Annotated in this window: 12 protein-coding genes; 2 read left to right on the plus strand and 10 right to left on the minus strand. The window is 56.9% G+C overall.

Going from position 1 to position 14,125, the window contains the following annotated elements; translation table 11 throughout:
- Window positions 1-3 precede the first annotated feature (3 nt).
- Both MUN82_RS12670 and MUN82_RS12675 read left to right on the plus strand, forming a co-directional pair.
- Complete coding sequence (locus tag MUN82_RS12670) at window positions 4-189, plus strand: hypothetical protein (RefSeq protein ID WP_245090944.1); 186 nt, start codon at window positions 4-6, stop codon at window positions 187-189.
- A gap of 106 nt (window positions 190-295) precedes the next feature.
- Window positions 296-1,621, plus strand: coding sequence for an SGNH/GDSL hydrolase family protein (locus MUN82_RS12675; protein WP_245090947.1), 1,326 nt, complete (start codon window positions 296-298; stop codon window positions 1,619-1,621).
- Between the two features lie 100 nt (window positions 1,622-1,721).
- On the opposite strand, the gene ftsZ is transcribed toward MUN82_RS12675, so the two are convergent.
- The 10 genes from ftsZ to MUN82_RS12725 form a co-directional block, all read right to left on the minus strand.
- Window positions 1,722-3,230, minus strand: a complete 1,509-nt coding sequence (gene ftsZ / locus MUN82_RS12680) for a cell division protein FtsZ (RefSeq protein ID WP_245090949.1) — start codon at window positions 3,228-3,230, stop codon at window positions 1,722-1,724.
- Between the two features lie 119 nt (window positions 3,231-3,349).
- Window positions 3,350-4,732: a cell division protein FtsA gene (gene ftsA, locus MUN82_RS12685; protein ID WP_245090951.1), complete on the minus strand. Its 1,383-nt coding sequence runs from the start codon at window positions 4,730-4,732 to the stop codon at window positions 3,350-3,352.
- A 96-nt stretch (window positions 4,733-4,828) separates the two neighbouring features.
- Window positions 4,829-5,593, minus strand: coding sequence for a cell division protein FtsQ/DivIB (locus MUN82_RS12690; RefSeq protein ID WP_245090953.1), 765 nt, complete (start codon window positions 5,591-5,593; stop codon window positions 4,829-4,831).
- Entirely contained in the window at window positions 5,577-7,058 is a 1,482-nt protein-coding gene (locus MUN82_RS12695) for a UDP-N-acetylmuramate--L-alanine ligase (RefSeq protein ID WP_245090955.1), read from the minus strand. The genes MUN82_RS12690 and MUN82_RS12695 overlap by 17 nt, the downstream gene beginning before the upstream one ends.
- 52 nt (window positions 7,059-7,110) lie before the next feature.
- Entirely contained in the window at window positions 7,111-8,211 is a 1,101-nt protein-coding gene (murG, locus tag MUN82_RS12700) for an undecaprenyldiphospho-muramoylpentapeptide beta-N-acetylglucosaminyltransferase (protein ID WP_245090957.1), read from the minus strand.
- A 170-nt stretch (window positions 8,212-8,381) separates the two neighbouring features.
- Window positions 8,382-9,560 (minus strand): FtsW/RodA/SpoVE family cell cycle protein, encoded by a 1,179-nt coding sequence (locus MUN82_RS12705; RefSeq protein WP_245090959.1) that lies wholly within the window; start codon window positions 9,558-9,560, stop codon window positions 8,382-8,384.
- 106 nt (window positions 9,561-9,666) lie between these two features.
- The gene (gene murD, locus MUN82_RS12710) at window positions 9,667-11,028 is read right to left on the minus strand and encodes a UDP-N-acetylmuramoyl-L-alanine--D-glutamate ligase (RefSeq protein WP_245090961.1); all 1,362 of its coding nucleotides are present in this window, start codon (window positions 11,026-11,028) and stop codon (window positions 9,667-9,669) included.
- An 86-nt stretch (window positions 11,029-11,114) separates the two neighbouring features.
- The gene (mraY, locus tag MUN82_RS12715) at window positions 11,115-12,335 is read right to left on the minus strand and encodes a phospho-N-acetylmuramoyl-pentapeptide-transferase (RefSeq protein WP_245090963.1); all 1,221 of its coding nucleotides are present in this window, start codon (window positions 12,333-12,335) and stop codon (window positions 11,115-11,117) included.
- 74 nt (window positions 12,336-12,409) lie between these two features.
- Window positions 12,410-12,637, minus strand: coding sequence for a hypothetical protein (locus MUN82_RS12720; RefSeq protein ID WP_245090966.1), 228 nt, complete (start codon window positions 12,635-12,637; stop codon window positions 12,410-12,412).
- The gene (locus tag MUN82_RS12725) at window positions 12,634-14,106 is read right to left on the minus strand and encodes a UDP-N-acetylmuramoyl-L-alanyl-D-glutamate--2,6-diaminopimelate ligase (RefSeq protein WP_245090968.1); all 1,473 of its coding nucleotides are present in this window, start codon (window positions 14,104-14,106) and stop codon (window positions 12,634-12,636) included. Before MUN82_RS12725 ends, MUN82_RS12720 begins: the two co-directional genes overlap by 4 nt.
- Window positions 14,107-14,125: the final 19 nt, after the last annotated feature.

Here is a 14,125-nt window from a genome sequence, read left to right on the forward strand (position 1 = left end):
AACATGAAACGCTGGTTTGCCTACGCGCTGCTCCTGCCGGGGCTTTTCCTGTTGATTAGCTGCTTTACCACGTCGAAGGAGCCGCATTCTCCGGCCGTTCGTCCGGCCCGTGCCCCCCGCACCCTTTCACCAGACCGAGAGGTAGCCGAGCCAGCGCAACCCGAAACGGAAACCCCGCGCAAGTCATAGCATGATTCGACTACCCTATCTATCTGTAGTCGCTGCCCTGGCGGCAAGTTTTCTACTTACCCAACTGCCTTCTGCCACCGAGCCTACCCTCTCTGCAATTGGCACAATGTCTACCAGACAGTCCGCTACGGCACTTCTGCCCCTTGATTCACTGAAGTTGGTATACATGGGGTCTTCTGTGCCCACTGGCGTGGGCGCCACCAACCAGCACGGCTACACGGCGCTGTACTCTGATTTGCTGGCGCAACGAGCTGCAGCTGGGGCAGGATTGCCCTGGCAAACGGCCAACATCAGCATTTCCGGCAACAACACTATTGCCGTGATGAAGCGCTTTGATGCCGACCTGCTACCCCAACGCGCTAAGTATGTAGTGTTTGCGCTGGCGCTTGGCAATGAAGGCATCAAGGAAAAAGGCCAGCCGGTTTTTGAGCAATTCAAGACCAATCTGGTGGCGCTCATCAACCGGGCGCGGGCGCACGGCATGGTGCCCATCATCACCAATGGCTACACTCGCAACGATTACGGCCCCGAGCAATACGCCTTCACCAAACAAATGAACCTGCTGATTCAGGGCTGGAATGTACCCAGTATCAATTTGCTTGGTGCCGTTGATGATGGACAGGGCCGCTGGACGACAGGCTATTGGTCTGATGCCCTACACCCCAACGACCGGGGCCACGCCGAAATGGCGCACACCATGGTTCCTTCGCTTTTTGATGCTCTGCACGTGGGTAAGCCGCTGCCCACGCGCCGCGTCAGCCAGGGTATCAGGCTCATTAATACGGCTAGCCGGCCTGCCCCTACCCTCCGTCTGGTACCCGAGGATGTGGTGCACCCGTTTACGACCATTATCCGCTTCAAAACCGGCACCGCGGGCCAGCTGCTGGCTATCCAAGACAGTGCTGGACTGATAACTGGTGCGTTGCGGGTGACACCAAGTGGCGTAGTAGCCTATACCTCAACCAAAGGACAGCGCATCACGGGCAAAGTACCTGTGGCCAACAACCGCTGGCACCAGCTGGCCCTTACGCATTACTACGCTCGCGGAACCACTCAACTTTATGTAGACAGCACCCAGGAAGGCAGCGTGGCGGAGCGCCTGCGTCCTACCCAATTCAATTTGGGCGGAGCCGCCACGCCACGCCGCGTGCAGCTACGCGACTGGTTTTTCTACCGCTCGGGCATGAACCAGGATGAAATCCTAGCCGTAGCGGCCGACTCCCTGCTCAAATCCAGCCTGGAGTTCTACGCTCCACTTCATGGTCACTCAGCCACTTCCGACTCGCTCCAAAATCTAGCTCAAAGTATGAATATGCTGCGCGTGGTGCAAGCTTCACAGAAGATGCAGAGAACGAAACGGTCCGGCACTGCTACTCGCTCGGCAACGTCGCCGCCTGCTATTACCCCCACTTCCACTAAGCGGCGCAAATAAAGCGGAAGGCAGCTATAATCAGCTATTAGATTAGGTTTAAAAGCCACCGGCCCACTGAAGATACGTCAGTGGGCCGGTGGCTTTGGGTTTATTTGTTTCCTTAATCCACGTTGTCGTGCAGGAAGCGGTTGTCGCCGAGCAGTTCGTTGTCGTCAGAAAGATTGAATCGGCTGATGTTTTGCTCGCTGGAAGGCGTTACATTTTCCAGCTTCACCTGGCGGCGCAGGTAAGCCGGTGTTTCCAGTTGGTCTTTGATGGCTTCGTTGGTGAGGCCATTGCTCAGACCTTGCAAGCGGCGGCGGCGTTCCTCGGCACGGGCGTCGTGCGCGGGCCGGGCCGATGGCTGGTAGGGCGTGGCGTGCATCGGCTGCTGCTGATACTGCTGCGGCTGGGGTTGCAACACCGGCTCCGGATTCGGCGTTGGCGACGGGTTAATGGGGGGCTCGTAGGTGTACGAAGACGTTTCCAGGTCGAAGGTCGTCACCTTAGGCGGTTCAGGAGCAACGGGGGGCGCCGGAATTGGCGCGCCAAACGTAGGCACGATTGAATTGTCTGAACGTGGCTCGGCAGGGGCAGCCGGAGCAACTGTTTCCGGTGTACTGGGCGCTTCCTTGTTCACCAGGCTATCGGTGATGGTATGCGCCTCGCGGGCAAAACCGGTAGCAATTACCGTTACTCGGATGCTTTGGCCCAGGGTAGAATCGATGCCGTGGCCGAAAATCACCTCGGCATTCTGGCCAGCTTTGTCCTGAATGCATTCCGTAATTTCAGTCAGCTCATCCATTTCTAGCTCTGCCTGGTCACCCGACATGATGCTGAGCAGGATGCGCTGGGCGCCGTGAATGTCAGTGTTGTTAAGCAGCGGCGAAGCCAAGGCCTCCTCCGCGGCACGACGGGCGCGGTTTTCACCCTCCGTGATAGAGCTACCCATTACGGCGGCACCCGAGTCCTTCATCACCGTTTTCACGTCTTCAAAGTCCACGTTCACATCGGCCGTCACCGTAATGATTTCGGCAATGGACTTTGCAGCGGTACTCAACACGTTATCAGCCTTGGCAAAGGCCGAGCGAATGGGTAGGTTGCCGTAAATCTCGCGGAGCTTGTCGTTGAGAATCACCAGCACCGTGTCGCAGTTCTCGCTCAGCTCCTTGATGCCCTGTTCGGCCTGCTGGCGCTTCTTCTTGCCCTCAAACATGAAGGGTGCCGTCACGATGCCCACCGTCAGGATGTCCAGCTCTTTGGCTACGCGGGCAATAACGGGGGCCGCACCGGTACCGGTACCGCCGCCCATGCCCGCCGTGATAAACACCATTTTGGTACCGTGGCTTAACAGCTCCCGGATTTGTTCTTTGCTTTCAATAGCAGCCTGCTTACCCCGCTCGGGGTTGGCGCCCGCACCCAGGCCTTCGGTCAGGTCCAACCCGATTTGCAGGCGGTTGGGCACCGTCGAGGAAGCCAGGGCCTGCTTGTCGGTGTTGCAGATTACAAACTCAACGTCCTTAATGCCCTGATTGAACATGTGGTTCACGGCGTTGGAGCCGCCCCCACCCACGCCAATCACCTTAATGATGGACGTGTTTTGCGCTGGTATATCGAAGGTAAAATTCATGTAGAAGGGTCTTAGGATCTTGGGGTCTTGGGGTCTTGGCTTTTAATAGAGGCGCTTGGAGTCAGGTTGATACAGTAATAGTAAAAACCAAGACCCCAAGACCCTAAGACCCCAACTACCTAATACTGCTTATCGTCGAAATCGTCGATGAGCAGGCCTTTGGTGCGGCTGATAATGTCCTGGAAGAACTTACTAGCGCCCGAGGGCTTCTTGGGTTTCTCCGGCTCTGGGGCAGGAGCAGGCTGAGGTGCTGCGGGCACTGGGGGCGTGTAACGTGGCTCGGGAGCCTGCGGCTGGTAGTACACCTGTGGCTGCTCCTCCTCGTAAACGCTCTGGTTGATTCGCTCGTCGAGGGGACGGTAGCCAGCCAGCACCAAGCCCACGGTAGTAGCATACATCGGCGACTTTACCGCCTCAATCTTACTCTTACCCAGGTGCTCGTTGGGGTAGCCGATGCGGGTGTCCATACCGGTTACATATTCCGTGAGCTGCACTAGGTTTTGCAACTGCGAGCCACCGCCCGTCAGCACAATACCGGCAGCCAGCTTGTCGGCGTAGCCAGTACGTTGAATTTCGGCATACACTAGTTCCACAATTTCCTCCATCCGGGCCTCTATGATATAGGCCAGGTTTTTCAGAGAAATTTCCTTGGGCGCCCGGTCGCGCAACCCTGGAATACTTACGATTTCGTACTCAGAAGCTTCTTCCGCAATGGCTTTACCAAACTTCACCTTCAGCTGCTCCGCTTGGTTCTGCATCACGGCGCAGCCCTGCTTGATGTCGCTGGTCAGGATGTTGCCGCCGAAGGGTAGTACCGCTGCATGGCGGATGATGCCATCTTTGAAGATAGCCAGGTCCGTGGTGCCGCCACCAATATCAATCAGCGCCACGCCCGCTTCCTTCTCTTCGTCCGACAGCACCGACATCGACGAGGACAATGGCTCCAGGATCAGGTTGTCGATTTCCAACCCGGCCTTGGTCACGCATTTGTTGATGTTGTTGATGGCCGTGCTCTGTGCTGTGATAATGTGGAAGTTCCCTTCCAAACGCACACCCGACATTCCCACAGGGTCCATAATTCCCTCCTCGTAATCCACCTTGTAGTCCTGGGGCATTACGTGGATGATTTCGGAGCCGGGTGGGGTCACCAGCCGATACATATCATTGGTCAGCCGGGTCACGTCTTCCACCGTAATTTCGCTGTCGGTAGAAGCCCGTGTGATGCTGCCGTTATGTTGCAGGCTTTTGATGTGCTGGCCGGCAATACCTACGTTCACCACGCCGATGTTGATGCCAGACTGCTCCTCCGCCTGCCGGATGGCCCGTTTGATAGCGTCTACTGTCTTGTCAATGTTCGACACGATACCCCGCACCACGCCTTCCGACACGGCTTTGCCCATGCCCAAGATTTCGAGCTTGCCGAATTCGTTTTTGCGCCCTACCAGCGCGCAGATTTTAGTGGTTCCAATGTCGAGACCGACTACAATTTTATCGTTTTGCATGAGACGGAGGCGTGAGGGTAGGGTGTTGCAGCTAGGTAAGCTAAGGAATATGACGCAAAAAACGCGTATTTCCGGCGTTTTTAAAAGAGACTATCGCTATTCGCAGATAATCTGATCTTTGAATTCCACGTTGACGCGGTGGTAGGTATTCCAACCTAGGGCTGGTGGAATCTGGCGGTAAAATACCATTAGTTTCGCAAATTTTTCCGATATATTCTTCGGAAAACCAAATTCTATGCGCTGGTCGCCTACCTGTTGGGTGAGAGCAACCTTGCCATTTGGGTCAATAAAAACTTCCGCTACCTGAGCTCGCCAAAAGGGGTGCTCATCGATGTAGCGCAGCAGCTCCAGGTAGTGCCGGCCGGTCGAATCCTGGAAGAAACCAGCCTGCAACGGAGCTCCCCCCTGCCGGGCCACGGGCACCACGCGGGCCGTAAACAGCGGCGAGAGTGGCAGTTGCCGGCCATCAGCGTCGAGGTAGGAATCCTGGCGAGTATCCGGGTGCGTGAGGCGAGCGATAGGCCGGCTCTGGCGCACATCGGCGTGCAGATTGCCCGCCAGGTCGCGGTACACCTGTGCGTCTTTCACGAAGCTATGCGCCTTCAGGCGTGCTTCCAGCGCCCGCAGGTTCAGGGCCTCAGGCGCGCTACCTTCTAGCCGGTCTCGGCCGTTTCTAGTCAGTAGCTGCGTCACTTCCCGTTCGCTGATAAAGTAGTTATTGAACTCATTACTAATCTTTACAATGACTTGGCCCACAGGCCGATGCGTTTGCCGAATACCGGCAAATATCAGTAGCCCAACCAGCAGCACCAGGCAGCCAGTGGCAAATAGTAGATTATTGGCTTTACGCTTCAGCTCCATTCCATCTAATATCTAGAATATTCCGCAAACGGGGTACTAGCTGGTCGATGTCACCGGCACCTACCGTGGCCAGCACGTCGAAGGAATCGTCGGTTTGGGCAGCGGCCAGCACCTGCTCTTTGGTCTGTAACGACTTTACGGGGGCCGTTATCAGCTCCAGGAGCAATGCCGAGGTGATACCAGGTAGGGGTAGCTCCCGCGCCGGATAGATATCGAGTAGCACCACCTCGTCGGCCAAGCTCAGGCTTTCAGCAAAGCCCGCCAAGAAGTCGCGAGTGCGGGTGAACAAATGGGGTTGAAACACTACCCGCAGCCGTTTGCCGGGGTAGAGCGCTCGTAAGGAACGCAGAAAGGCGTCGATTTCGCGTGGGTGGTGGGCATAATCGTCCACATATACCCTTGAACCGGTACCCGAAGTGGCCGTTACGATGAACTCGAACCGCCGCTTCACGCCCCGGTAGGCCGCTACTGCTGCTTGCAGCGCAGCAGCACCGATACCTTGCAACTGCGCTACGCAAGCAGCGGCCAACATGTTTTCCACATTGTGATAACCTGGCACGGCTAATTGCAGATCCGGCACGTTACCAAGCGGGCTATGTAGGTCGAAATGAAACTGATGGCCCTCTGCGGTGATGGTCGAGGAATATAATTCTGTCTCTTGCTTTTTTGTGAGCCCGTAGTGAATAACACGTACCTCCGGCCCTACCGCATCGGCCACGCTGGCATCGGCCGTATGGTTGAGCAACAGCGTGCCGCCAGGTTTGATCTGCCGCGCAAACTGCCGGAATGATTCCACTAGTGCATCCTTGTCGCCATAGATATCAAGGTGGTCGGCATCGGTGCTGGTAATAATGGCCACATCAGGATGCAGCGTCAGGAAGGACCGGTCGTACTCGTCGGCCTCTACTACGATAGGCGTCTGCTTGGCTGCTAGCTGATGGTCGTTAGCTGACATCTCTGCCTCAGCAGTTTCTGTAGCGCCTTTCTTTATTTCCTCAGGCAATAGCAGGTTAGAACCGAGGTTGACGCTGATACCACCCAGGAATGCTCCTACCGGCAGGCCGGCGTGGTGCAGCAAGTGCGCCAGCATACTACTGGTGGTGGTTTTGCCATGGGTGCCGGCTACGGCCAGGGTAGGGCGTCCTTCGGTAAGCACACCCAGCACCTGGCTGCGCTTGCGAATATCGTAGCCTTGGGCACGCAGCCACGCCCACTCCTGGTGGTCTTTCGGAATGGCCGGCGTGAGTACCACCAACGTCTGTTCGCGGTTGTCGCGCACCACTGCCGGAATACTCTCCACTGCATCGGTGTAGTGAATGGCAATACCTTCAGCCGTAAGTGCCTCTGTGAGGGGAGTAGCCGTTTTGTCGTAGCCGCTCACCTGATGGCCGTTGGCCTGAAACCACCGTGCCAGCGCCGACATCCCAATGCCACCAATACCCAAAAAATAAACGTAAGGCTTCAAGGTTTTGAATTAAGAATTGAGGGTATATGAGGCACAGAAAGACGTGTTCCGTTTAATCGATTTTTTGATTAGTAATTAATTTCTCCAGCTCGTCTACGATGGTGATTGTAGCTGCTGGGCGCGCCAGCGCTAGGGCGTTGCTTGCTACTTGTTGCCGGCGCTCGGGCTGATGCAGCAGGGCCAAGGCTTCGTCGTAGAGACGGGTGGCGGCCTGGCTATCCGTCACCAGCAGGGCGGCGTTGCGCTGCACCAGAGCCATGGCATTTTTGGTTTGGTGGTCTTCGGCCACGTTGGGCGAGGGCACCAAGATACTTGGCTTGCCCGTGAGGCACAGCTCCGACACTGACAACGCCCCGGCCCGACTCACTACTACATCAGCAACGGCGTAGGCCAAATCCATACGTTGGATGAACTCCAGGGCGTGCAAACCATTTGCCGCATAGGGCACAGCGGCTGGTGCAGCTTGGGGGTAGTAGGTTTTGCCGGTTTGCCAGAGCAACTGTATCCCTCCTTGCTGTAAGCGCGGTAGCGCGGCGGCTGTGGCCTCGTTGAGCGTACGAGCACCCAGGCTACCCCCTACTACCAAGAGCACTGGTCGGCTGGCATCGAGCCCGAAAAAGGCCAGCGCCTCGGCGCGGCTGCCGCTGGCAATTTCGGCGCGCACAGGGTTGCCTGTAAGTACCAGCTTATCAGCGGGGAAAAACTTTTCCATGCCTTCGTAGGCCACGCAAATGCGGTCGACGCGGCGGGCCAGGAGCTTGTTGACGAGGCCAGCGTACGAGTTTTGCTCCTGAATGAGGGACGGAATGCCGCGCGAGGTGGCAGCCAGCAGTACCGGTGCCGAGGCATATCCTCCTACCCCTACCACCGCATCGGGCTGGAACTCTTCGAGCAGCCGCCCCGCCTTGCGTACTGACCGGAACACGCGCACCGGAAACATCAGGTTCTGGGGTGTCAGGCGGCGCTGCAAGCCCGTCACGTCGAGGCCCACAATGCGGTAGCCCGCTTCGGGCACGCGCGTCATCTCCATGCGGCCGTTGGCGCCCACAAAAAGGATTTCCGCATCGGGGTGGCGACGGCGCAGCTCATTGGCAATAGCCACGGCCGGGAAGATGTGGCCGCCCGTACCGCCGCCGCTGATGATTACTTTCATTTGGTTTTAGATATTAACTCTAGTCTTCATGCTGAGCCAGTCGAAGCATCTCTACCGTGCGTAATCAATTACTATTGGGCGAAGCGGTAGAGATGCTTCGACTGGCTCAGCATGACAGTCTGTGCTGTTGACGTTCGGTAGGCGGACGGCTACAAGCCGCCCCTACTACCCTACCCCATGGCTACCCGCGGAATACGGGCGGTGTCGGCGGGCTCGCCCACCATCGGGCGCACCTCCCGCTCGCCCCGACTCACAGCCAGGATAATACCGATACTGATACCGGTGAAAATAAGCGAGGTACCACCCATACTCAGCAACGGTAAGGGTAGGCCCGTAATCGGCCCCAGGCCCACGGCTACACCCATATTTACCATAGCCTGCAACACCAGACTGAAGCTCAGGCCCGCTGACAGCAGCCCGCCAAAGGCGCCAGCGCTGTTCATCACGGTTTTCAGCCCTCGATACAGAAAAGCTAGGTATAGGAACAGCACGAATGTGCCGCCCACTAGGCCGTACTCCTCGATAATCACGGCATAAATGAAGTCGGAATACGGGTGCGGGAGGATGTTGCGCTCGGTGCTCTTGCCGGGGCCTTTGCCCGTGACACCGCCTGTAGCAATGGCTATGTAGCTGTGCTCCAGCTGAAACGGCACCGGCTTCGATTTATCGGTGAAACTCGACACGCGGCTCATTACCGTCTTGTAGCGCTGACCCGAAGCCAGCCCTACCCCGCCCACTACCAAGCCAATGGCCACCATCACGGCCATTTGTTTCAGCGGCACACGACCAATAAACATCAGCAACAGACACGTAATGAACAGCAACAACGCCGTAGAAGCATTACTCATGATGATGATGCCGCAGATCAGTCCTACCCACAGCATCACAGGAAGCAGCGTCGTTTTGAAATCCTGCACGTGCTGCTGGCGACGACTCAACATACTGGCTAAATGCGCAATAAGCGCCAGCTTGGCCAAATCAGAAGGCTGGAAGGTTTGGTTGATAACCGGAATGGTGAGCCAGCGGGAAGCATCATTGAGGGTAGTGCCGCCAAAAAAGAACGTGAACAGCAGCAGCGGCACCGATAACAGCAGCGCGTACAGCGACAGGCGCGAGTAGTAGCGGTAGTCGATGCGGTGGGCCAGCCACATGAAAAACAGTCCCACCAGAATTAGCCCAGTGTGCTTAATTAGAAAATACTCGGTATTGCCGCCCATCTTCTTGTAAGCCAGCGTACCCGTAGCCGAGTACACCACCGCAATACTGATCAGCGAAAACAAAATCACAATACCCCACAGGACCGGGTCGCCCTTGAGGTTGCGTTGCAGCCAGTTTTTAATGGGTTCCATGAGGTGAGATGGTGAGTTTGTCGTTTTGGCAGCGCGGATTGTGTGAGAAGTCAAGTATGTAATGAGCAGAGAGTTGATGTTCGGGTTGAACATCTCACTCACCATCTCACGATTTCACCATCTCACCAACTGCCGCTGCGAATTGTCTACCCCGGTCTTCGTAATTTTTGAACAGGTCGAAGGAGGCGCAGGCGGGCGAGAGCAGCACCACGTCGCCGGGACGAGCCAGGGCGGCGGCGCGCTCTACAGCATCGGTCATGCGCTGGGTTTCAACGAGGTAGGGTACCACGCCGGTGAAGGCGTTGCGCAGCTTATCGTTGTCGACGCCCAGGCAAATCAGCGCTTTCACGCGCTCCTGCGCTAGGGGCAACAGCGAGGTGTAATCGTTGCCTTTGTCCGTGCCGCCGGCAATCCAGATGATAGGTTTGGTGATACCGTCCAGGGCATACCAGGCAGCTTCCACGTTGGTGGCCTTGGAGTCGTTGATGAACGTAGCGCCGTTGATTTCGCCCACGGGTTGTAAGCGGTGGTCGGCGTTACGGAAAGTTGCCAGGGCACTCTCAATTTGCTCACGTTCTATCCCCGCCACGCGGGCGCAGAGCACGGCCGCCAATATGTTCTGCCGGTTATGCTGACCGATGAGCGGCGAATTGATGGTGCTGATTTCCTCAGTTTTGCTATAAAAGCCGGGCAGCAAGTCCAAACGTATTAGGCTTTCTTCTTCGTAGTAGCCTGCCAGGTGAAAATCGGAGCGATGATGCAGGCTGAAGGGCAACTGCCGCACCGGCCGAAATGCCCCTTGGAAGTAGCGCTGGATGTTCTCGTCGTCGGCGTTGTAGATGAAGTAGCCGTTGCTGTCCTGGCTGCGCATAATACGCAACTTGGACTCAGCATATTTTTCCAACGAATACTCGTAGCGGTCAAGATGGTCGGGGGTGATGTTGAGCAGCACCGATACCCAAGGCTGGAAGTCGTGCGTGTCGTCGAGCTGGAAGCTGCTCAGCTCCACCACGTAGTAGTCGTGCTGGTCTTCAATTACCTGCTCGGCCAAGGAGTAGCCCACGTTGCCGGCCAGCCCTACCTTCAGGCCAGCTTCTTTCAGCAAATGGTAGGTGAGCAGTGTGGTGGTGGTTTTGCCGTTGGTACCCGTGATGCAGATGCACTTAGCGTTGGTGTAGCGCCCGGCTAGCTCAATCTCAGAAATAATGGGGATTTGTTTTTCCCTTATCTGCTGAATAATAGGTGCTTTCTCTGGAATACCGGGACTTTTCACTACCTCGTCGGCAGCTAGAATTCGCTCTTCGGTATGCTGATTTTCCTCAAACTCAATGCCCACTGCCGTCAGCTTTTCCTTGTAGTGCGGCTGAATTGGGCTTTTATCGGATACAAATACGGTGTGTCCTTTGGCCTGCGCCAATAGCGCCGCCCCTACCCCACTTTCCGCAGCTCCTAAAATGACGATGTTCATAGTTCGTTTGATGAGTTTAGCCCGCAGAAGACGCAGACCTCAGCGCCCTCTGCGAAAACACTGCGTCCTTTGCGGGCTAAAGTCCATTACCTCAATTTTAAAGTAACCAGCGTCAGCACCGCCAACATGATACCCACAATCCAGAAACGCGACACGATTTTGGACTCGTGGTAGCCTAGCTTCTGGTAGTGGTGGTGCAGGGGCGACATGCGCAGCAAACGCCTACCCTCGCCGTACTTTTTACGGGTGTATTTGAAGTAGCTCACCTGCACAATCACCGACAGGTTCTCAATCAGAAACACCCCGCACAGCACCGGAATTAGCAATTCTTTACGGATGATAAGGGCCAGCACGGCAATGATGCCGCCAATGGCCAACGAGCCAGTGTCGCCCATAAACACCTGCGCGGGGTAGGAATTATACCACAAGAAACCCACGCACGCCCCCACAAACGCAGTACAGAACACTACCAACTCCCCGGAGTTTGGAATATACATAACATCCAGATAGTCAGCCAGTACCGAGTTACCACTCACAAAGGCGAAGATGGCAATGGTAGTCCCGATGATGGCCGAGGTGCCGGCCGCCAGCCCGTCGAGGCCGTCGGTGATGTTAGCGCCATTGCTGACGGCCGTGATAATGACGATGACGATGGGAATGTAGAGGAAGGCGTAGAGGCCGTTGAAATACGGCCCGGCGTAGCTGAACAGGTTGCCGTAGTTCAGCTCATTGTTTTTGGCGAAGGGGATGGTCGTAATCATCAGCTTCACGTCCTGGTATACGGTGCTGGCATCCACAGCCGAGAGCTGGCCGTCGGGCAGCAGGTACTGGCGCACGGTCACGTCGTTGGAAAAAAACAGCACCCACCCTACCGTGATGCCCAGCCCTACCTGGCCCAGCACCTTAAAGCGGCCGGCCAAGCCTTCTTTGTCCTTCTTCACTACCTTAATATAGTCGTCGAGAAAGCCAATCAGACCGAGCCATACCGTGCTCAGCAGCATCAGAATGGTATAGATGTTATCGAGACGGGCAAACAGCAGCACCGGTACCAGAATAGCCAGCAGGATGATCAGGCCACCCATGGTGGGGGTACCTTTTTTCTCCATTTGGCCCTGCAACCCCAGGTCGCGGATGCCCTCGCCAATCTGGCGGCGCTGCAACACGCGGATGAGACGCCCCCCAAATACCTGGGCAATCAGCAGGGAAGTGATGACGGCCATGGCCGCCCGAAATGTGGTATACTGAAACACCCCCGCGCCCGGTAGGTGGTAGGTTTTGTATAAAAACGTGAAGAGGTGGTAGAGCATGAGCGCAGGAAATCAGCGAAAAAAGACAGTCTGGACAATTCCAAACCGCAAAGGTTTGGCTTTTTGCCGAGGCGTCAGGTATTGCGTTTGTTCTGAATTTGATTAGTGCCGGTCACCGTCCACGGGCCGGGTAGGGCATCGTGGTAGGTGGTGTGCACGGTGCGCAGTTGCTGCACCAGCGCATCGGCCCGGATCAGCGTGGTAGACAGCGCCGGACTAACAGGGTGGTGCGACGTGCCATTTTTTTCGGTTTGCTGCATCCACCAAGTGGGGGTAGCAGAACTACTCGGGTTCTTCTTCATTTTTCCAACAGCTCAAACATCTCGCGCAGCACCTGCTTATCGTCGAACGGTGCGCGCACTCCCTTCATCTCTTGGTAGGTTTCGTGGCCTTTGCCGGCTACCAGCACAATATCGCCGGGCTGGGCTAGCGCCACCGCCGTTTTGATGGCCTCGCGCCGGTCGGCAATGGTCAGTACCTTGCCCATATCGGCTGGGGCCACGCCCGCCTGCATCTGATGCAGAATATCGTTGGGGTCCTCGAAACGCGGATTATCGGCGGTTAAGATTACGCGCTCAGAACCCTGGCAGGCCAGTTTCGCCATAATGGGACGCTTGGCCGCGTCGCGGTTTCCGCCGCAGCCTACCACCGTAATCACCTGCTGCCGCGGCTGGCGGATGTCGGCAATAGTATCAAGCACATTCTCGAGGGCGTCGGGTGTGTGAGCATAGTCCACGATGCCCGTCACGCGGGTGTGCGCCGATACCACCGGCTCAAACCGCCCTGGTGCCGACAGCAGGCCGGACAGGATGGTTAGCACCGCGTCGGCGTCTTCGCCCAGCAACACCGCCGCGCCATACACGGCCAGCAGGTTGTAGGCGTTGAACACGCCAATGAGGCGGAACTGCACTTCGCGGCCGTCTACTTCCAGGTGCAGACCGTGCACGGCGTTTTCGAGCAGCTTACCCCGGAACGTCCCTACCCCCCGCAGCCCGTACGATTCGCGCTGGGCCACCGTATTTTGCAGCATCACCGGGCCACGCTTGTCGTCGGCGTTGGTGAGGGCAAAGGCAGTTTTCGGGAGCTTGTCGAAGAAGCCTTTCTTGGCCTTCAGGTAGGCGTCGAAGGTGCCGTGGTAGTCGAGGTGGTCGTGAGTGAGGTTGGTGAAGATGCCTCCCGCGAAGTGCAGACCCGTAATGCGGTGCTGCACCACAGCATGCGAGCTAACCTCCATAAACACGTAGGCGCAGCCGGCCCGCACCATGCGCGCCAGCAGCTCGTTTAGCCGAATAGCGTCGGGCGTGGTATGGGTGGCCGGAATCACCTCCTCATCAATCTGATTCTGCACCGTGCTCAGCAGGCCCACATGGTAGCCCAACTCCCGGAACAGCTTGTGCAGCAAGGTAGCGCAGGTGGTTTTGCCGTTGGTACCCGTTACGCCTACCAGCTGTAGTTTCTGAGAAGGGTGGTCGTAGAACGTGGCAGCCATCAGGGCCATGGCGGCGGCACTGTCGGGCACCAGCACGTAACTCACGGCGTCAGCTCGCTCGTCGGGTAGGGTTTCGCACACCACCACAGCAGCGCCTTGCTCCACCGCTTTTGGTATGAACTGGTGACCATCAGCGGCCACTCCGCGCAGGGCGAAAAATACCGTGCCCGGCCCGACCTGACGCGAGTCGAGGGTAAGGCCCTGCACCTCTACTTCGGTAGGGCCCTGTTGGTCAAGCACCGGAATGCCGGTGAGGAGCGCAGAAAGAGAATGTGTTGTCAAGAGTAAGAAACGACGCGAC

Origin of the sequence: Hymenobacter aerilatus (assembly GCF_022921095.1) — a bacterium.
GTDB classification, from domain to species: Bacteria; Bacteroidota; Bacteroidia; order Cytophagales; family Hymenobacteraceae; genus Hymenobacter; species Hymenobacter aerilatus.

Excerpts from the sequence above, each read along its gene's own strand:
- MUN82_RS12670 (WP_245090944.1), top strand. The coding sequence starts at position 4 with ATGAAACGCTGGTTTGCCTACGCGCTGCTCCTGCCGGGGCTTTTCCTG.
- MUN82_RS12675 (WP_245090947.1), top strand. The coding sequence starts at position 296 with ATGTCTACCAGACAGTCCGCTACGGCACTTCTGCCCCTTGATTCACTG.
- ftsZ (WP_245090949.1), bottom strand. The coding sequence starts at position 3,230 with ATGAATTTTACCTTCGATATACCAGCGCAAAACACGTCCATCATTAAG.
- ftsA (WP_245090951.1), bottom strand. The coding sequence starts at position 4,732 with ATGCAAAACGATAAAATTGTAGTCGGTCTCGACATTGGAACCACTAAA.
- MUN82_RS12690 (WP_245090953.1), bottom strand. The coding sequence starts at position 5,593 with ATGGAGCTGAAGCGTAAAGCCAATAATCTACTATTTGCCACTGGCTGC.
- murG (WP_245090957.1), bottom strand. The coding sequence starts at position 8,211 with ATGAAAGTAATCATCAGCGGCGGCGGTACGGGCGGCCACATCTTCCCG.
- MUN82_RS12705 (WP_245090959.1), bottom strand. The coding sequence starts at position 9,560 with ATGGAACCCATTAAAAACTGGCTGCAACGCAACCTCAAGGGCGACCCG.
- murD (WP_245090961.1), bottom strand. The coding sequence starts at position 11,028 with ATGAACATCGTCATTTTAGGAGCTGCGGAAAGTGGGGTAGGGGCGGCG.
- mraY (WP_245090963.1), bottom strand. The coding sequence starts at position 12,335 with ATGCTCTACCACCTCTTCACGTTTTTATACAAAACCTACCACCTACCG.
- MUN82_RS12720 (WP_245090966.1), bottom strand. The coding sequence starts at position 12,637 with ATGAAGAAGAACCCGAGTAGTTCTGCTACCCCCACTTGGTGGATGCAG.